Genomic DNA, 18,537 nt, shown 5'->3' with positions numbered 1-18,537 from the left:
TCTGGAGAACTGCCATGTTGAAGAAACTCTTCGTCCTCGCTGCGCTGCTTTTGCCGGCGTGCTTCGCCCATGCCCACGAATACAAGGTGGGTGCGCTGGAAATCGCCCATCCGTGGTCGCAGGAACTGCCGCCGAATGCGCCGACCGTCGCCGCCTACTTCATCATTCACAACACCGGCAAGAACGCCGATCGCCTGCTCAGTGTCGACTCGCCCATCGCTGCACAAGCGCAGTTGCACGAGCACGTCATGCAGGGCGATCTGATGAAGATGCAGCAGGTGCCAAGCGTGCAAATCCCCGCCGGCGGCACCGTGACCTTCGCGCCGATGGCTTATCACGTGATGCTGCTCAACCCGAGCGATCGCAGCCTGCTCAGTGACGGCAAGCGCTTCCCGATGACCCTGCATTTCGAAAAGGCAGGTGACGTCAGCGTTGAAGTTGCCGTGCAGAAGAAAGCGCCGGAATCCGCCCAGGGCCACGTGCACGCTCAGTAACTGCTTCGGCTGACTTCGCCCATGCGTCCGTTGCGCGCCAGGCCCGTCCCGCATCACCGTCAGACTCAAGCCCTGACGCGTGGCAGCTGGATCGCCCTGTTCGCCATGTTGATGATCTTCATCGGTCCACTGATTTCTCAGTCGATGCCGATGGATCAGCACGCCTCGACGTCGATGCCAATGAGCATGGACATGTCGATGGACATGCCCGGCATGGATCACAGCGGCCATGACGCCCAGCCTGCTGCCGAGCATTGCCCGCCGCAATCTTCGCACCACGTGCTGTGGGAAAAGTGCGGCTATTGCAGCTTGCTGTTCAATTGCCCGGCGCTGACCGGCGGCGGCGATTTCGTCGCTTTCAACATCCCGCCACCCAACACCTTCACCACACCCTCCCCGCGTCTGGGCCATGCCCGCCAACCCTTCTTCCCCGGGGCCCGCACCCGCGCCCCGCCCATCGCCGCGTAAACACACACCTCTGATTGCACACGGTTGAGAAGACAGCGCCAGGCTGCCGACCGTGGTGTTTACGACTGTTCGATGGAAATTGTCATGTCCAGGTTTACTGCTGTCCCCTGCGCGGAATCTGCCCGCGCGCACTTTGCCCTGAATGAATCGCCGATTCGTTGCAGGCACGCTATTGCCGTCCTTTGCGGCGTACTGCTGACACCGCTGGCGCTGGCCGACGCTCACGCCGGCCATGAACATGAACTGAGCCCGACGGTGATCACTGCCATCGCTCCAAGCTCACCATTGACGATCGTCACCAACCCCAAGGATCCGCGCCAACCGGTGCCGGCCAGTGACGGCGGCGATTACCTGAAGACCATTCCCGGCTTCGCTCTGGTGCGCAATGGCGGCACCAACGGCGATCCGGTGCTGCGCGGCATGTTCGGTTCGCGGCTGAACATCCTCACCAACGGCAGCATGATGCTCGGCGCTTGCCCTGGCCGGATGGATGCGCCGACCTCGTACATTTCGCCGGAAACCTACGACAAACTCACCGTGATCAAAGGTCCGCAGACTGTCCTGTGGGGGCCGGGCGCATCGGCCGGTACGGTGCTGTTCGACCGTGAGCCGGAGAACTTCGGCGAACTCGGCACGCGCGTCAACGCCAGCCTCCTGGCCGGCTCGCATGGGCGTTTCGACAAGGTTGTCGACGCCGCTGCCGGCGGTCCTCTGGGTTACGTGCGGGTGATCGGCAACACTGCGCATTCCGATGACTATCGCGACGGCAACAACGACATCGTCGCCTCGCGCTACGACAAGTGGAACGGCGATGTCGCACTGGGCTGGACGCCGGATGCCGACACCCTGATCGAACTCACCGCCGGCAAGGGCGATGGCGAGGCGCGGTATGCCGGGCGCGGCATGGACGGTTCGCAATTCCTGCGCGAGAGCCTCGGTCTGCGCTTGGAAAAATCCAACATCAGCGAGGTGCTGGAAAAACTGGAAGCGCAGGTCTACTTCAACTACGCCGACCATGTGATGGACAACTACACCCTGCGCACGCCGTCCGGCACCGGCATGATGGCGGGACCGATGGCGTCCAACGTCGACCGTCGTACCCTCGGTGCACGGATCAAAGCAACCTGGCGCTGGGCTGATGTTCAGCTGATCACCGGCCTCGACGCACAGACCAACGAGCACCGTCAGCGCAGCTCAATGGGCATCGATACCTACAAGGACCTGCCTTACAGCAAGGACGCCGATTTCCACAATTACGGTGTGTTCAGCGAAATGACCTGGTACGCCGCCGAGCGTGATCGCTTGATCACTGGCGCCCGTGTCGACCGTGCTTCGGCGAAGGATTACCGGCAAACCACAGGGTCGGGGATGATGTCCCGCCCCAACCCGACCGCCGACGACACCCGCGCCGACACGCTGCCCAGTGGCTTCGTGCGCTATGAACACGATCTGACCGACAGCCCGACCACGCTTTATGCAGGCCTCGGCCACGCGCAACGCTTCCCGGATTACTGGGAGTTGTTTTCGCCCAAGTCCGGCCCGGCAGGATCGGTCAACGCGTTCGACTCGATCAAACCGGAAAAGACCACGCAGTTCGACTTCGGCGTGAACTACAAGAGCGCCGACCTCGAAGCCTGGGCCTCGGGTTACATCGGTGTGGTACGCGATTACATCCTGTTCGACTACACGCCGGGAATGATGGGCATGAGCACCTCGCGCGCCGAGAACATCGACGCGCGGATCATGGGTGGCGAACTCGGAGCTGCCTACAACCTGACCGACAACTGGAAAGCCGATGCGACCCTGGCCTATGCCTGGGGCAAGAACAGCAGTGACGGCTCGGCATTACCGCAGATGCCGCCGCTGGATGCGCGCTTCGGCCTGACCTACAGCGAGGCCAAGTGGAGCGCCGGCGCATTGTGGCGAGTGGTCGCCGCGCAGCACCGCATCGACGCGAACAAGGGCAACGTGGTCGGCAAGGATTACGCCCAGAGCTCGGGCTTCGGCGTGTTCTCGCTCAACGGCGCGTACCGCATTAACCAGCACTGGAAAGTCAGCAGCGGCGTCGACAACCTGTTCGGCAAAGCCTACGCCGAACACCTGAATCTGGCCGGCAATGCCGGCTTCGGCTATCCGGCCAACGACCCGCAAGCGCTCAATGAACCGGGGCGCACGCTCTGGACCAAAGTGGATATGAGTTTCTGACACCCACCCATGTGGGAGCGAGCCTGCTCGCGAAGACGGCGCCACGGTCGGCATTGATATCGACTGAACAACCGCTTCGCGAGCAGGCTCGCTCCCACAGGTAAACAGACAACGAAAAGAACCAAGCCCAGCGGAGCACACGTGATGCAAAAGCCTCAACCCAATTTCTACAACCTGGCCTGGCGCTGGCATTTCTATGCCGGGCTGTTCGTCGCGCCGTTCATGGTGATGCTGGCCCTGACCGGGATCATTTATCTGTTCAAACCGCAGCTCGATTCGCTGATGTACAGCAGCCTGCTCGAGGTACCGGCCGGGCACCACACGGTGCCGGCCGATGACTTGCTGCAACGGGTGAAAAGCGCTTACCCGCAAGGTCAGGTCACCCAGTACCTGCCGCCGGTGAATGCTGAGCGCAGCGCGCAATTCGTGGTGAAGAACGCCGGTCATGAACTCAACGTGTTCGTCGATCCGTACCACGGCGACATCCTCGGCGAGCAGGATGCCAAGCAGAATCTGCAAGCCATCGCCCGTGCGATCCACGGCGAATTGATGATCGGCACAGTCGGCGATCGCCTGATCGAAATGGCCGCTGGCTGGGGCGTGGTGCTGGTGGTCTCGGGGCTGTTCCTGTGGTGGCCGCGCGGTCAGGCGGCGGGCATTCTATGGCCGCGTTTGAACAGCCGCGGTCGAGTGTTGTGGCGCGATCTGCATGCCGTCACCGGTTTCTGGGGCGCGACATTGCTGTTGGTGATGTTGCTCAGTGGCATGACCTGGACCGGTTTCTGGGGCAAGCAATACGCGCAGGTGTGGAACGTGTTTCCGGCAGCGATGTGGGACAACGTGCCGACCTCCGACATCGAGGCACGCAGCCTCAACAGCGCGACCCGCCAGACCGTGCCATGGGCTATGGAAAATACGCCGATGCCGATGTCCGGCGACCACGCCGAACACATGAATCACGGCAATGCCCATGCCGGCCCCGCAGCACCCGCGATCAGCCTGCAGGACGTGCAGAACATCGCCAGTGAACGCAAGGTTGAACCCGGCTACAGCATCACCCTGCCGACCACCGCCACCGGCGTGTTCACCATTGCCGTGTTCGCTGATGACCCGCGCAACGACGCCACCCTGCACGTCGATCAGTACACCGGCAAGGTCCTCGCCGATGTCCGCTTCGAGCACTACGGCACCGTCGCGCGCGCCACGGAAATCGGCGTGATGCTGCACGAAGGCAAGATGTTCGGCACCTTCAACCAGATTGTCGTGCTGCTGATCTGCCTGATGATTCTGCTCAGCGCCGTCAGCGGCGTGGTGATCTGGTGGAAGCGTCGGCCTGAAGGCAAATTCGGTGTGCCGCCGCTGCGCCATGACCTGCCGAAGTGGAAAACCGGCGTGGCGATCATGCTGGTGCTGGCGGTGGTGTTTCCACTGGTGGGGGCGTCGCTGGTGGTGGTCTGGTTGCTCGACCGGTTTCTCGTGCCCCGACTTGGCGAGCGTTCCGCGCAGGTGCAGCGTTGATGTGACGGGCGCGGGCCGTTGCGGCGGCCCACGCCTGTTCATTCATTTCACTTACAACTCGTCGCGCAAGCGCACGGTTCCGGGTGTCGGGGTCTGCTGACGACGGCTTCGCCAGGTAGTGTTCATGCGGCCGGTCTGGCGCCAGTAATAACCGCCGATCAGCACCCGAAACTCACCCAGCGCCATAAGCCGCGAAAGAAACTCTCCAGGGCTCAGCCGGCTGATCCAGCGTCCGCCCTCGAAAGTAGCTGAGCGGGTCAGCAACAGATCTCTTTCCGCCCTTGAATACACAGGTGTGTACTTGAGCAGCACATCGTGCGGCGTTGAATAGTAGTAGTGCAGGATATGCAGGCCTTTTTCCGTGGGTGCATGGGTGTGCGCATGCACCAGCGAAGGCGCAGCGTAATTGGCATAGACCTGATCCACGTCCGCCGCCAGCGTGGTGTTGCCCGAGACATGCAATTGATGGGTGGCCATCACCGAGTAACCCTCGGGATAGCGCGGCGCCGGATCGCGCCAACTGACAGCCGGATCCGCGACGGTACGCAGTATGCGCAACAGCGGATTGTCCTCGTTGGCCAAATACACGATCGGCTCAAGCGGAACGAAGCGACGGCTGGACGGGTTCGCCAGAATCGCACTCTCATAACCGGTGCCTATTACCGCCTGGCCGGCTACCCGCCCATGAACATGGCAGGCGGCATCATCGGGATGATGAAAGACAGGTCCCAGCGCTGGCGCCGGATGCTCGCGCCAGCGTTGCTCACTGGACATCTCGGTCAGCCGTGGCTGCCAGTGTTCATCCACCTGACCATGCCGCGACCAGTATTCACTGGTTTCAATTACCTCAAGTCGGCCGGCATGAGCCATCCGTTGGACATAGTCGACAAATCTGAACGTACCACTGGCAATGCCCCGCTCATCGACCGCCGCTTCCACCTTCGACACAAAGGCATTGGGGCGCAGTTGCACTTGCCCGAACTCATCGTAGAAAGTGCCGGGCTCGAATGCATGCAGTTGCAATTTCAACAACGCGCCATCGGCGCAGGAGAAGTAGATCGGCCGGTACCCCTGGGGCGTGTTGGCCCATGCGCAGGCTGCCTGGACATCGTTGGGCAGCAGAAAAAAGTGCCGCATATCGTCCGCCCGCGCGCCCAGCGGTGGCAGCGCTGCTCGCAAATAAATGGCGCTCAGACTGCAGCCTGGCGGCAGCTTGCCCTGTTCGAAAACCCGATCCAGCGCCAACCCCGAACGCTGCACCGCAACTGGCAGAGTGGACACGAACAGACCCTCCGGGCCGTTCAAAACGTAGCCGAAGGTCTGCGTATCTCTGCTCGAGGAGAATTGATGAGCGTACCGCGCGGCAGCGTCTGCCTGGATGAACAGCGGGCTGCCGACCGGGCTGCTCAACGCCTTGTCATAATCTGCGGCCGGCAACAGATCCCCGGAGTATGGTGCCCACTGGATAATCTGGCGCGGTTGCCCCCAGATCGCGCTTGCGGCGACCACCCACAGACGTCCGGCCCTGGCCAGCTCGTTCACCCATTCGACGGGTTTCAATTGCCGATTGCGCAGGCGCTGTCTTATCGCTTTTGCATCGACGACGGACAGCCGCTCGCCCTGATCAAGCAGCTGCGAAAGCAGTTCGGCTTGCGGCCGATAGCCAATCACCGCGCCATCCGGACAGAACAGGTATTCATCCCGTGGGGCGGGTGTGTAGCGAACCAGCGAACCGTCCGCCGCCACCCGGTATTCCTCTTTGATGCCGCGTTTGTTGAACGCCGACTCCAGCACCTCGACCGAAAACACGTTCTGGTACACCTGCTTTTGCACAGGCGCCAAGACCAATGACACCTCTTGGGCGACGCGCGAGCGGTACCGCGCCACGACGCGACAACCCGCAGGAAACAATCCGGCGGCGCGACTTTCCTCAGGGCAGATATCGGTGAAATCAAAATCCTCATGGCTGACTTCAACAGGCACTGTGGCGACGTAGCGCTTATCGACCGTCTCCAGAATCAGCCCGCCATGCACCCTGTCGGTCACCAGAGGCACGAGTGTCCTGGCGTGGACGGCCGCGTCGTCAGCCGTCAGAAAGACCGGACCGAGCCGGCGCCGTTCGAGATTTGCGTACGGTTGCCAGGTGGCTGGCACCAGCCCCGCCCGGTCCCAGCACAGACCGGTGCGCATGACGGACAGCTCGCCGCTGCTGGCGACCTCATGGATAAAGTCGGTCGGTAGACGGTTGCCAGCGGCCAGATCGCTTTTGATCTGTTCAAGCGTGCGCTGGGACGAGGCGTCATGAAACAGTTTGCTGGACTTGCTCCACACATATTTGAGCAAAGCACCATCGCGCACGGCGATATAAAGCGCTGCGGGAGCGTCCGACACCATGACCGGGCGCCGGCCGCCGTAATACATCGAGGCTGTCAGGTGGTCCGGCGAGATGAAGTAATGCGCCAGCCATTCATCCGGGCTTTTCGTCGGATCACCGGCACGTTGCGATGCGTAGAAATTGCCGTGCAGTTCGAAGCCCTCGGGCAACGCATGCCAGGGCTCTGAGGGCAGGTCGGCGAAAACCGAATCGAGCCTGAACAGATTTTTGCCTTGATCACTGACGGGCACCAGCTCGGTAGCCACATACTCTGGCCGGCTCTTGTGCCTGAGAATGAAGCCGAAGTACGCGCGCGTTTCGCCCTGTGGACGAAAGTCCCCCATGCATCGGTCCCGTGCAGCCTCATCCGCCGAGGGGAAAATCGCGCCGAATGCCACACCTTCCAGGCGTTTCCAGGGCAACGGCAACGTCAGCGGCGGCAACGGTATTTGCGGCTGCGGGAGTGGCGTGGGTTTGGGCAGGATCGGCTTGTCTCTGTCCGGCTGGGGATACAGAAGCGGCGGCAGTTGCACCACCGGCAACTGCGGCACGGGCAAAGGCGCGGGCGTGGTGCGCAGCGACCAGGTAGCCGGCACCCGCCCGCGATAGCCCCACAGTTCATTATCGATCAGAACCGTTAAACGTCCGGCCGCTGCCTGTTCACGTATGAAGTCCTGCGGGCGTTTACGGCCGCTGTCCAGTTCCAGCGCCAGGGCGCCCGGATGCTGGCGCGTGCCCAGGCGCCGGGCCAATTCCGTGGAGCCCGCAGATCCGATGACCTCATACCTGACGAGGCTGTCCGGCGCCGCGCTGACATACAAGGCAATCTCGTCGAGCAGGACTTGCCTGACCTCCGCCACACTCAACATCTGCAAGCTCACAGCCGCTTCCTGATACGCCCAGCCAAAAAGCTCCGTATCCACCGGCAAAAGTTGCGACATGGCAATGTGAGAGACGTAACGGGCGTGCAGCGCATGGTCGTCGGGAAAGACCGGACGCCCATGATTGTCCATCGGATAAAGCCTGCCCTGACTGAGCGTGTCGATATCTCCCGGCAACGGTTCGGTCACCACGAAACGCTTGTCGCTGCGCTGAAAAACATACCCGGCGTACGGTTTGTCACGGCGCAGGCCGGCGAGTTCATGGGCATGACGAGCGGCATCATCGGCGCACAGAAAAGCGCCGCTCAATCGCGGCCAGGGGAAGTTCGCGAAGGGTTGCCATTGCAGATCCACCGGCCCCAGATGCGCCCACAGCGCACTGCCGCGCACGACCTCCAGGGTGCCAGCCAGTACCAGCATCGAGACAAATGCCCGGGTATCCAGTGTGCCGGCCGCCAGCCTTGCCTGCACCCCATTGTCACCGACCGTGCCGTCCGACTGCGTAACGCTCAGTGCCGCTTCGATCGAATCGCCGCTGAAGCGGTACTTCAACATCGCATGATCCTGCGCCCGCATGTACAGCGACAACGCATGTCCCGCTTTCGCCAGATGTTTGCTGCGGGCATTCGCTTCGATAGCGACGGCGATCTCCCGGGGCGTGAAGAAGTTCTCGTAGAGCCACGGCTGAGCGGGTGGAAACTGCGCAGGGTCGGGCCGCGAGGCGAAGTAGAAGCCCTCCAGCAAATACCCCCTCGGCAGCTGCAATTGCCCTTGGGCATCAACCGGAAATATTCGCTCAGGATCCCATGCAGCCAGTCCGGCCGGGCGCGCATGGGTGGCGACATACTCCTCGCCAATCAATTTTTTCAATATCAGGCCCGTCGTCTGTGCGCCTCTGGATTTCAAGGCGGCAAGCACGGCGCGTTCGGCATTGACGCATACCCGGGTCATCAGCGGCAGTTCGGTGACCACACCCGCGGAGAACGACGCGCCGGCCTTCCAGTCCGCAGGTACGCGCCCCACCGAGTAGCCCCAGTCGGCATTCGAAACAATGACTTTGAGTTCACCCACGGTCGCCAGCCTGTTGATCACCGCCATCACGTCATAGGCCCCCGCCGGATGCCCGGCCGGCCCGCCGGATTGCTGCCAGAGGAAGTAGTCGCGCTCCTCGGGCGAGCCGCTCGAGACGTATTTGAGCAAGCTGCCATCCGGGCCTGAAAGGTAAGCGCTGCGGAAAAAATCCCGCGCCGACACATCGCCAATGAAATCGCCGCCTGAATAGAAGCTCATGAACAGCCTGAGCAGGGTTTCATCCTGACGCCGATTACCATTGCGGAACTGGTCATGTAGCGGCGGATGGCTGTGTACGCTGGCAATACATCGGTAGCCCAACGGATGGAGCATGCCGCCAAGCGCATCGGTCTGCACAATCGTGCCGAAGTCGAAGCGCGTGGCTTCACCTGCGATGGGAGAGGTGGCGAGGAATTTCCCGTCCGGTCGCAGCAGGATCACGCTGCCGTACTCTTTGTCCGGGTTGAGTGGAATTCGTGTGTGCACCCAATAGGCGGCGTCTTCTTCAGTCAGAAAAGCCGGGCTCAGTGGGGGCAGCTTGAACGTTGCTGAAGAACTTGCGGTACGACCGGATCGGCCTGAGACATGACTCATAAAAACCTGCGCTGAGAATCGGATGAGCAACTGAGTGTGGCCCGTCGGTTTTCTCGAGCTGTGGTACAGGGTTATCGCTTTTGTATCCGCATCTGAGTGCCAGCGGGCGCCCCAATCTGGCGCAACTCGACGCACCATCGCCCGCCTGCCGTCCCCTCCTGGTGCACGCATTCAGCACGCAAGCGCTCTGGCACGACATTTTCTTGCCTGAACGCGACCGGGCACAGCCTTTGCAAAACACAGCTTCAGTCGTCCGCATCTGCCAACCAGAAAAAATCGAATGTTCATGGAGATCGCACAATGAAGCGTCGCAGTTTGATCAAGGCTTTCACACTCACGGCATCCATTGCCGCGATGGGCATGACCTGGACTGTCCAGGCCGCCGAGACCATCAAGGTCGGGATTCTGCATTCGTTGTCCGGGACCATGGCGATCTCCGAAACGTCGCTCAAGGACATGGCGCTGATGACCATCGACGAGATCAACGCCAAGGGCGGTGTGAACGGCAAGATGCTCGAGCCGGTGGTGGTCGACCCCGCTTCCAACTGGCCGCTGTTCGCTGAAAAGGGCCGACAGCTGCTGACCCAGGACAAGGTCGCGGTGGTGTTCGGTTGCTGGACGTCGGTATCGCGCAAATCGGTATTGCCGGTGTTCGAAGAACTCAACGGTCTGCTGTTCTACCCGGTGCAGTACGAAGGCGAAGAGATGTCGCCGAACGTCTTCTACACCGGCGCCGCGCCGAATCAGCAAGCGATCCCCGCCGTTGAATACCTGATGAGCGAAGAAGGCGGCAGCGCCAAGCGCTACTTCCTGCTCGGCACCGACTACGTCTACCCGCGCACCACCAACAAGATCCTGCGCGCGTTCCTGCATTCCAAAGGCGTGGCCGACAAAGACATCGAAGAGGTCTACACGCCGTTCGGTCACAGCGATTACCAGACCATCGTTGCCAACATCAAAAAATTCTCCGCCGGCGGCAAGACTGCGGTCATCTCCACCGTCAACGGCGACTCCAACGTGCCGTTCTATAAAGAGCTGGCCAACCAGGGCCTGAAAGCCACCGACGTACCGGTGGTGGCGTTCTCGGTCGGCGAAGAAGAACTGCGCGGCATCGACACCAAACCGCTGGTGGGCAACCTCGCGGCGTGGAACTACTTCGAGTCGGTGGAGAATCCTGCGAACAAGAAATTCGTCGCGGACTGGAAAGCCTATGCGAAGAAACACAACCTGCCGGGCGCCGATAAAGCCGTGACCAACGACCCGATGGAAGCCACCTACGTCGGCATCCACATGTGGGCACAGGCGGTCGAGAAAGCCAAATCCACTGACGTCGACAAGGTTCGTGAAGCACTGGCCGGGCAGACCTTTGCTGCGCCGTCCGGTTACACGTTGACCATGGACAAGACCAATCACCACCTGCACAAGCCCGTGATGATCGGCGAAATCCAGAGCGACGGGCAGTTCAACGTCGTGTGGCAGACCGAAGGCCCGATCCGCGCGCAACCATGGAGCCCGTTCATTCAGGGCAACGACAAGAAGCCGGATTATGCGGTGAAGAGCAACTGAGGCGAATTCAGTTTTTGAGGCGAGCATGAGACTTCCCCCTCACCCCAGCCCTCTCCCTCAGGGAGAGGGGGAAAGGGAGCCGATCTTCATGCTCTTCAAACCCTGAGTTCGACTCAAGTTCGCAGGTCGCAGCACATCGTCCAGACACCTCGGTCAGTCCCCTCTCCCTCCGGGAGAGGGTTAGGGTGAGGGGGCGGTTGAACAGGACACCACTAATGCCCACTGCCATACACCGCGTACTTCTCGCCATCGCACTGTTGCTGCCACTCCTGGCCCACGCCGGCGATGCCGAAGACTTCGTCGCGGCCAATCCGATGCAACAGGCCAAACTGCTGGAAGCCTGGGCCGCGCAGCCCGATCCGGCGCGTATCGAATTGCTCAACGCCCTGCAGCAAGGCGAGCTGACGATCGACGGCCAAGCGAAAACCCTGCGCTTGAACAATCGCCTGCGGGGTCTGATCGACACCGCGATGGCCAGCCATCAATTGCTCGCCGCTGACAGCAAGATCCGTCTGGGCGCCGCGCAGCAATTGCAGAAAAGCGCGAAACCCGCGCAGCTGAAATTTCTCGACCGGCAACTCGCTGGGGAAAAAGATGAAAGCGTGCATGCCGCCTTGAGCCTGGCGCTGGCCAATCTGCAACTGGTCGACAGCGACCCGGCGGTGCGCCTCGCGGCGGTACGTCTGCTCGGTGAAACCGGCGACCCGCTGGCACGCACACGCCTCGAAGGCCTGCTCGAGCCCGGGGTGGAAAGCGATGCCGGCGTGCGCACCGCCGCCGAAACCAGCCTCGCTCAGGTCAAGCGCAAGCTGCTGATCGGCGAAGTGCTCGGCCAGGCCTTCAGCGGCATGTCGCTGGGCTCGATTCTGCTGCTCGCGGCCCTCGGCCTGGCGATCACCTTCGGCCTGCTCGGGGTGATCAACATGGCCCACGGCGAGATGCTGATGCTCGGTGCCTACTCGACCTACGTCGTGCAGTTGATGTTCCAGCGTTACGCGCCGCAAGCCATCGAGTTCTATCCGCTGATCGCGCTGCCGGTGGCGTTTTTCGTCACCGCCGCCATCGGCATGGCGCTGGAGCGCACGGTCATCCGCCACCTTTACGGTCGGCCACTGGAAACCCTGCTGGCAACCTGGGGCATCAGCCTGATGCTGATTCAGCTTGTACGTTTGTTGTTCGGCGCGCAGAACGTTGAAGTCGCCAACCCGGCGTGGCTGTCCGGCGGCATCCAAGTGCTGCCCAATCTGGTGCTGCCGTACAACCGCATCGTCATCATCGCTTTCGCATTGTTCGTGGTGGTGCTGACCTGGCTGTTGCTGAACAAAACCCGCCTCGGCCTCAACGTGCGCGCCGTCACCCAGAACCGCAACATGGCCGCCTGCTGCGGCGTGCCGACCGGGCGCGTCGACATGCTCGCCTTCGGCCTCGGCTCGGGCATCGCCGGGTTGGGCGGCGTGGCGCTGAGCCAGATCGGCAACGTCGGTCCCGACCTTGGCCAGAGCTACATCATCGACTCGTTCCTGGTGGTGGTGCTCGGCGGAGTCGGCCAATTGGCCGGTAGCGTGCTCGCCGCATTTGGCTTAGGGATCGCCAACAAGATTCTCGAACCGCAGATCGGTGCGGTGCTCGGCAAGATCCTGATCCTCGCGCTGATCATTCTGTTCATTCAGAAACGTCCGCAAGGCCTCTTCGCACTGAAAGGACGGGTGATCGACTGATGAACCAGCCTCTGTTAGTCACGGCCACACAAAAGGCCGGGCCGAAAGTCACGCTCGCGGTCGGCGGGGTGATCCTCGCGCTGCTGATCGTTCTGCCGCTGCTCTCGTTGTTGTCGCCGGACAACGCCCTGCACGTCTCGGCCTACACGCTGACGCTGGTCGGCAAAATCCTCTGCTACGCCATCGTTGCTCTGGCGCTGGATCTGGTCTGGGGCTATGCCGGCCTGCTGTCGCTGGGCCACGGCCTGTTCTTCGCCCTCGGCGGTTATGCGATGGGCATGTACCTGATGCGTCAGGCCGCCGGCGATGGCTTGCCAGCGTTCATGACTTTCCTGTCGTGGAGCGAATTGCCGTGGTATTGGACCGGCACCAGCAGCTTCCTCTGGGCCATGTGTCTGGTGGTGCTGGCGCCGGGGTTGCTGGCGCTGGTGTTCGGCTTCTTCGCCTTCCGTTCGCGGATCAAAGGCGTGTATTTCTCGATCATGACCCAGGCCCTGACCTTCGCCGGCATGCTCCTGTTTTTCCGCAACGAAACCGGTTTCGGTGGCAACAACGGCTTCACCAATTTCCGCACGATCCTCGGTTTCGGCATCACCGAACCGGGCACTCGCGCGGTGCTGTTTCTGGCCACGGTGTTGCTGCTGGTGGCGAGCCTGTTCATCGGCTGGCGCCTGGCGCAGAGCAAGTTCGGTCGGGTGCTGACGGCGTTGCGCGATGCGGAAAACCGTTTGATGTTCTGCGGCTACGACCCGCGCGGTTTCAAGCTGTTCGTCTGGGTGCTGAGTGCGGTGCTGTGCGGTCTGGCCGGAGCGCTTTATGTGCCGCAGGTCGGCATCATCAACCCCAGCGAAATGTCGCCGACCAACTCGATCGAAGCGGCGGTGTGGGTCGCCCTTGGCGGGCGCGGCACGCTGATCGGACCGCTGCTCGGCGCCGGCGTGGTCAACGGCATGAAGAGCTGGTTCACCGTGGCCTTCCCGGAATACTGGCTGTTCTTCCTCGGCGCGCTGTTCATCGTCGTGACGTTGTACCTGCCCAAGGGCGTGATCGGTCTGCTGAAGAAACGAGGTGAACAATGAGAGTCACGGCGAGTGCTGAATTCATGCTGGAGCCGGCGTTTTTCCCCGTCGAACCGAACAAGGACGAAGGCACCAGCCGCGACTCGATCGGCCTCGGCCAGCGCGTCGGCCCCGGCCTCGATACGCGTCACGGCACGATCCTCACCCTGGAAGACATCAGCGTCAGCTTCGACGGCTTTCGTGCGCTGAACAATCTCAACCTGTACATCGGCGTCGGCGAACTGCGCTGCATCATCGGCCCCAACGGCGCGGGCAAGACCACGCTGATGGACGTGATCACCGGCAAGACCCGGCCCAGTCACGGCAAGGCCTGGTTCGGCGAAACCCTGGACCTGACGCAGATGAGCGAAGTGCAGATTGCCCAGTCCGGCATCGGCCGCAAGTTTCAGAAACCGACGGTGTTCGAAGCCTTGAGCGTGTTCGAAAACCTTGAGCTGGCGCAGAAGACCGACAAGTCGGTGTGGGCGAGTTTGCGTGCACGCCTGAGCGGCGAACAGAAGGACCGCATCAGCGAAGTGCTTGAGACGATTCGCCTGACCACCTCGGTCAATCGCCAGGCCGGCCTACTGTCCCACGGCCAGAAGCAGTTCCTCGAGATCGGCATGCTGCTGATGCAGGACCCACAACTGCTCCTGCTCGACGAACCGGTGGCGGGCATGACCGACGCCGAAACCGAGTTCACTGCCGAGCTGTTCAAATCGCTGGCGGGCAAGCATTCGTTGATGGTGGTCGAGCACGACATGGGTTTTGTCGGCTCGATTGCCGACCACGTCACGGTGCTGCATCAGGGCAGCGTTCTGGCCGAGGGCTCGCTTGAGCAAGTGCAGGACAACGAGCGGGTGATCGAGGTCTACCTCGGCCGATGAATCGGCCAGCTGCAAGCGACAAGCTTCAAGCAGCAAATAAAAGCAAAGTCATAAACAGCACTGCTCTTGCTTGCAGCTTGCGGCTTGCGGCTTGAAGCCCAACTAACGGAGTTCCGATGCTACAAGTCCAACAACTTCATCAGTACTACGGCGGTAGCCACATCCTGCGCGGCCTCAGCTTCGAGGTGAAAGTCGGCGAAGTCACGTGCCTGCTCGGGCGTAACGGCGTGGGCAAGACCACTCTGCTCAAATGCCTGATGGGCCTGCTGCCGGCCAAGGAAGGCGCGGTCAACTGGGAAGGCAAACCGATCACCACGTTCAAACCGCATCAGCGCGTGCATGCTGGTATCGCCTACGTGCCGCAGGGCCGTGAGATCTTCGGGCGCCTGACGGTGGAAGAGAATCTGTTGATGGGCCTGTCGCGTTTTCCCGGCAGCGAAGCCAAAGAAGTCCCGGGTTTCATCTACGAATTGTTCCCGGTGCTGCTACAAATGAAGCAGCGCCGTGGCGGCGATCTGTCCGGTGGTCAGCAACAGCAACTGGCGATCGGCCGGGCATTGGCCAGCCGCCCGCGCCTGCTGATTCTTGATGAGCCCACCGAAGGCATTCAACCGTCGGTGATCAAGGAAATCGGCGCGGTGATCAAGCAGCTCGCGGCGCGCGGTGACATGGCGATTCTGCTGGTCGAGCAGTTCTACGACTTTGCTGCAGAATTGGCCGATCAATACCTGGTGATGTCGCGGGGCGAGATCGTTCAGCAGGGTCGCGGTGAAAATATGGAGGCCGAGGGTGTACGCGGGCTGGTCACGATCTAACGCGCCGGTCTAATCTGTAGCTTCCTAACGATAATCACAAACCATGAATTCGATTGTTGCACCTGCCCTGTTTACCCCGAGCTGGCACGCCGAGCTGGAACTGGCCTACGCGCGTTTCGGCGATTGCACGCGTCCGGTCATGCGCCGCCACCTCGGCCCGCTGCGCGTGCAAAAGCATCTGTACGCCGAAGGCCCGCAAGTCTGCCAGCACATCATCGTCCATCCGCCGGGCGGAATTGCCGGTGGTGATCGGCTGGACATCAAGGCCCGCGTCGAACACAACGCCTGGGCGCAAATCACCAGCCCCGGCGCCGCCAAGTGGTATCGCGCGGGTGGGCCGGCGTATCAACAGCTCGACTTGAAAGTCGCTGCCGGTGCGACACTGGAATGGCTGCCGCAGGAAACCATCGTCTACAGCGCCGCGCAGGCCGAGTTGACCACAACGATCGAGCTTGAAGGCGATGCGCGGCTGTTCTACTGGGACGTGGTGGCGCTCGGTCGGCCGGCCAGCGGCGAGCGTTTTGACCTCGGGCATTTTCAGGCGCACCTGGACATCCGCCGCGACGGTCGGTTGCTCTGGCACGAACGGCAGCGCATTGTCGGCAACGATGGTTTGCTCGACTCGCCAATCGGGCTGGATGGGCAACCGGTGTTCGCGACGATGCTGGTGACCGGTGAGATAGACGCCGAGCTGCTGGAGCGATGCCGCTCGCTGGGGCATGAGGTGCGCGGGGATCTGACGCAATTGCCGGGACTGCTGGTGGCTCGTTGCCTGGCCAGTGAGGCGTTGCTCGCCCGCGCCTGGCTCATCGATTTGTGGCGATTGCTCAGACCTGCGCTGCTGGGGCGCGAGGCTATCGCGCCAAGAATATGGAGCACCTGAAACCCCGACCCTCACCCCCCGCCCTCTCCCGGAGGGAGAGGGAGCCTGACCGAGTCGTCTGAAATAAATTTATCTGCCTGAACGAATATTGCTGACTGAATTGGCCATTGAAAACAACCAAGATCAGTCCCCTCTCCCTCGGGAGAGGGCTAGGGTGAGGGGCTGCTCCAACTGGCACCCCACACTTCTCGAGAGCCACCCGAATCTGCCCTGATGGAACCCGAACCATGGACCTGACCCCACGCGAAAAAGACAAGCTGCTGATCTTCACCGCCGGCCTCGTCGCCGAGCGGCGGCTGGCCCGTGGCGTAAAACTCAACTACCCGGAAGCCATGGCCTACATCTCCGCCGCGCTGCTGGAGGGTGCCCGCGACGGCCAGACCGTGGCCGAGCTGATGCACTACGGCACCACCCTGCTCAGCCGCGAACAAGTGATGGAAGGCATCCCGGAAATGATCCCGGAAATCCAGGTCGAGGCGACGTTCCCCGACGGCACCAAACTGGTCACCGTTCACCAGCCGATCGTCTGAGGCCGCGCCATGACTTACGCCATTCGCGATGCAACCCGGGCCGACCTGCCGGCGATCCGCGACATCTACAACGACGCCGTGCTCAACACCACGGCGATCTGGAACGAACAAGCGGTCGACCTCGGCAATCGCCAGGCATGGTTCGACGCGCGTCAGTTGCAGGCGTACCCGATTCTGGTGATCGTCGACAGCCACAACGCGGTGCTGGGTTACGCCTCGTTCGGCGACTGGCGGCCGTTCGACGGTTTCCGCCACACCGTCGAGCACTCGGTGTACGTGCGCAGCGATCAACGCGGCAACGGCCTCGGCCCGCAACTGATGACCGCGTTGATCGAACGCGCCCGCGCCTGCGGTAAACACGTCATGGTCGCTGCCATCGAGAGTGGCAACGCCGCGTCGATCGGCCTGCACGAGCGCGCCGGTTTCAGCGTCACCGGGCAGATGCCGCAAGTCGGCACCAAGTTCGGCCGCTGGCTCGATCTGACCTTCATGCAGTTGACCCTCAGTCCCGGCGCACAGCCGCCGGATACTCACAAGGAGTGATGTCGATGAACGCCGCCCAGTTGCGCCGCGTCAACGCTGAAAGCTTTGCCCACTATCGCCAGGGCCTGATCGATCTGCTGCTCGACGCCGTCGGTTACGGCGCCAGCGTCGGTTTTATGGCCGACCTCGATGAGGTGCAGGCGCGCGCATATTTCGATGAGGTGCAGGACAACATCAACAAGGGCAGCACGCTGCTGTGGGTGGTGGTGAAGGACGAGCAGGTGCTGGCCAGTGTGCAATTGGGTCTGTGCCAAAAGGCCAACGGTCTGAACCGCGCCGAAGTGCAGAAGCTGCTGGTACGCGAAGACGCCCGGCGGCGCGGCCTCGGTCAGCAACTGATGCAGGCGCTGGAACTCGAAGCGCCCAAGCACAAGCGCGGCATGCTCTATCTCGACACCGAAGCCGGCTCGCCGGCGGAAGATTTCTACAAGGCGCTGGGCTACGTGCGCGCCGGCGAAATCCCTGATTACGCCTGCGACCCCAACGGCACCTATCGCCCGACCGCGCTCTATTACAAAGTCCTGCAAGGAGCCCAGCGATGATTCCTGGCCAATACCAGATCCAGCCCGGCGACATCGAACTCAACGTCGGCCGTCGCACCCTCAGCCTGAAAGTCGCCAACAGCGGCGACCGGCCGATTCAGGTCGGCTCGCATTTCCACTTTTTTGAAACCAACGACGCGCTGACCTTCGATCGCGCCGCCAGTCGCGGCATGCGCCTGAATATTCCCGCCGGCACGGCGGTGCGCTTCGAGCCGGGCCAGAGTCGTGAAGTCGAACTGGTGGATTACGCCGGGCATCGCCGGGTGTTCGGCTTTGCCGGCCGCATCATGGGTGATCTCTAAACAACACGGTGCCCGCTCTGGCCCCTTCGCGAGCAGGCTCGCTCCCACATGAGAACGCGATCAAATGTGGGAGCGAGCCTGCTCGCGA

Annotated in this window: 15 protein-coding genes; 14 read left to right on the top strand and 1 reads right to left on the bottom strand. The window is 62.0% G+C overall.

The window, feature by feature from the left end:
• The first annotated feature begins 14 nt into the window (after positions 1-14).
• The 4 genes from PSH90_RS02890 (at position 15) to PSH90_RS02875 (ending at position 4,685) form a co-directional block, all read left to right on the top strand.
• Positions 15-494, top strand: coding sequence for a copper chaperone PCu(A)C (locus tag PSH90_RS02890; RefSeq protein WP_252883100.1), 480 nt, complete (start codon positions 15-17; stop codon positions 492-494).
• A 21-nt stretch (positions 495-515) separates the two neighbouring features.
• Complete coding sequence (locus PSH90_RS02885; RefSeq protein WP_150741639.1) at positions 516-962, top strand: DUF2946 domain-containing protein; 447 nt, start codon at positions 516-518, stop codon at positions 960-962.
• A gap of 84 nt (positions 963-1,046) precedes the next feature.
• Complete coding sequence (locus PSH90_RS02880) at positions 1,047-3,167, top strand: TonB-dependent copper receptor (RefSeq protein ID WP_305382120.1); 2,121 nt, start codon at positions 1,047-1,049, stop codon at positions 3,165-3,167.
• Positions 3,168-3,311: 144 nt separating this feature from the next.
• Positions 3,312-4,685: a PepSY domain-containing protein gene (locus PSH90_RS02875; RefSeq protein WP_305382119.1), complete on the top strand. Its 1,374-nt coding sequence runs from the start codon at positions 3,312-3,314 to the stop codon at positions 4,683-4,685.
• A gap of 51 nt (positions 4,686-4,736) precedes the next feature.
• On the opposite strand, the gene PSH90_RS02870 is transcribed toward PSH90_RS02875, so the two are convergent.
• Positions 4,737-9,605 carry a DUF4329 domain-containing protein gene (locus tag PSH90_RS02870; protein ID WP_305382117.1) on the bottom strand — a complete coding sequence of 1,623 codons (4,869 nt, stop codon included), beginning with the start codon at positions 9,603-9,605 and terminating at the stop codon, positions 4,737-4,739.
• Between the two features lie 300 nt (positions 9,606-9,905).
• Here PSH90_RS02870 and urtA point away from each other — a divergent pair, with 300 nt between their 5' ends.
• The 10 genes from urtA (at position 9,906) to PSH90_RS02820 (ending at position 18,449) form a co-directional block, all read left to right on the top strand.
• Positions 9,906-11,171: an urea ABC transporter substrate-binding protein gene (urtA, locus tag PSH90_RS02865; protein WP_056787644.1), complete on the top strand. Its 1,266-nt coding sequence runs from the start codon at positions 9,906-9,908 to the stop codon at positions 11,169-11,171.
• Between the two features lie 215 nt (positions 11,172-11,386).
• Positions 11,387-12,889, top strand: coding sequence for an urea ABC transporter permease subunit UrtB (urtB, locus tag PSH90_RS02860; protein ID WP_122707780.1), 1,503 nt, complete (start codon positions 11,387-11,389; stop codon positions 12,887-12,889).
• On the top strand, positions 12,889-13,968 hold the full coding sequence (gene urtC, locus PSH90_RS02855) for an urea ABC transporter permease subunit UrtC (RefSeq protein ID WP_056787639.1): 1,080 nt from the start codon (positions 12,889-12,891) through the stop codon (positions 13,966-13,968). Before urtB ends, urtC begins: the two co-directional genes overlap by 1 nt.
• On the top strand, positions 13,965-14,834 hold the full coding sequence (gene urtD / locus PSH90_RS02850; protein ID WP_370695112.1) for an urea ABC transporter ATP-binding protein UrtD: 870 nt from the start codon (positions 13,965-13,967) through the stop codon (positions 14,832-14,834). Before urtC ends, urtD begins: the two co-directional genes overlap by 4 nt.
• A 116-nt stretch (positions 14,835-14,950) precedes the next feature.
• A complete protein-coding gene (gene urtE / locus PSH90_RS02845) occupies positions 14,951-15,649 on the top strand; it encodes an urea ABC transporter ATP-binding subunit UrtE (RefSeq protein ID WP_041480692.1) in 699 nt (232 codons plus the stop codon).
• Between the two features lie 43 nt (positions 15,650-15,692).
• Positions 15,693-16,532, top strand: a complete 840-nt coding sequence (locus tag PSH90_RS02840) for an urease accessory protein UreD (protein ID WP_258707529.1) — start codon at positions 15,693-15,695, stop codon at positions 16,530-16,532.
• Positions 16,533-16,759: 227 nt separating this feature from the next.
• A complete protein-coding gene (gene ureA / locus PSH90_RS02835) occupies positions 16,760-17,062 on the top strand; it encodes an urease subunit gamma (protein ID WP_003221215.1) in 303 nt (100 codons plus the stop codon).
• Positions 17,063-17,071: 9 nt separating this feature from the next.
• On the top strand, positions 17,072-17,605 hold the full coding sequence (locus PSH90_RS02830) for a GNAT family N-acetyltransferase (RefSeq protein WP_305382115.1): 534 nt from the start codon (positions 17,072-17,074) through the stop codon (positions 17,603-17,605).
• Between the two features lie 5 nt (positions 17,606-17,610).
• The gene (locus PSH90_RS02825) at positions 17,611-18,147 is read left to right on the top strand and encodes a GNAT family N-acetyltransferase (protein WP_236169796.1); all 537 of its coding nucleotides are present in this window, start codon (positions 17,611-17,613) and stop codon (positions 18,145-18,147) included.
• Positions 18,144-18,449 (top strand): urease subunit beta, encoded by a 306-nt coding sequence (locus PSH90_RS02820; protein WP_095180936.1) that lies wholly within the window; start codon positions 18,144-18,146, stop codon positions 18,447-18,449. Before PSH90_RS02825 ends, PSH90_RS02820 begins: the two co-directional genes overlap by 4 nt.
• The last annotated feature ends 88 nt before the right edge of the window (positions 18,450-18,537 follow it).

It is taken from the genome of Pseudomonas sp. FP1762, from assembly GCF_030687105.1.
Taxonomy (GTDB): Bacteria; Pseudomonadota; Gammaproteobacteria; order Pseudomonadales; family Pseudomonadaceae; genus Aquipseudomonas; species Aquipseudomonas siliginis.
Note: the sequence above shows the minus strand (reverse complement) of the source record. Positions and strands in the feature narration are given on the sequence as shown.

Coding starts and splice junctions, on each gene's coding strand:
- urtD (WP_370695112.1), top strand. CDS start 13,965: ATGAGAGTCACGGCGAGTGCTGAATTCATGCTGGAGCCGGCGTTTTTC.
- urtB (WP_122707780.1), top strand. CDS start 11,387: ATGCCCACTGCCATACACCGCGTACTTCTCGCCATCGCACTGTTGCTG.
- PSH90_RS02840 (WP_258707529.1), top strand. CDS start 15,693: ATGAATTCGATTGTTGCACCTGCCCTGTTTACCCCGAGCTGGCACGCC.
- urtC (WP_056787639.1), top strand. CDS start 12,889: ATGAACCAGCCTCTGTTAGTCACGGCCACACAAAAGGCCGGGCCGAAA.
- PSH90_RS02880 (WP_305382120.1), top strand. CDS start 1,047: ATGTCCAGGTTTACTGCTGTCCCCTGCGCGGAATCTGCCCGCGCGCAC.
- PSH90_RS02890 (WP_252883100.1), top strand. CDS start 15: ATGTTGAAGAAACTCTTCGTCCTCGCTGCGCTGCTTTTGCCGGCGTGC.
- urtE (WP_041480692.1), top strand. CDS start 14,951: ATGCTACAAGTCCAACAACTTCATCAGTACTACGGCGGTAGCCACATC.
- PSH90_RS02820 (WP_095180936.1), top strand. CDS start 18,144: ATGATTCCTGGCCAATACCAGATCCAGCCCGGCGACATCGAACTCAAC.
- urtA (WP_056787644.1), top strand. CDS start 9,906: ATGAAGCGTCGCAGTTTGATCAAGGCTTTCACACTCACGGCATCCATT.
- PSH90_RS02870 (WP_305382117.1), bottom strand. CDS start 9,605: ATGAGTCATGTCTCAGGCCGATCCGGTCGTACCGCAAGTTCTTCAGCA.
- PSH90_RS02825 (WP_236169796.1), top strand. CDS start 17,611: ATGAACGCCGCCCAGTTGCGCCGCGTCAACGCTGAAAGCTTTGCCCAC.
- PSH90_RS02875 (WP_305382119.1), top strand. CDS start 3,312: ATGCAAAAGCCTCAACCCAATTTCTACAACCTGGCCTGGCGCTGGCAT.
- PSH90_RS02885 (WP_150741639.1), top strand. CDS start 516: ATGCGTCCGTTGCGCGCCAGGCCCGTCCCGCATCACCGTCAGACTCAA.
- ureA (WP_003221215.1), top strand. CDS start 16,760: ATGGACCTGACCCCACGCGAAAAAGACAAGCTGCTGATCTTCACCGCC.
- PSH90_RS02830 (WP_305382115.1), top strand. CDS start 17,072: ATGACTTACGCCATTCGCGATGCAACCCGGGCCGACCTGCCGGCGATC.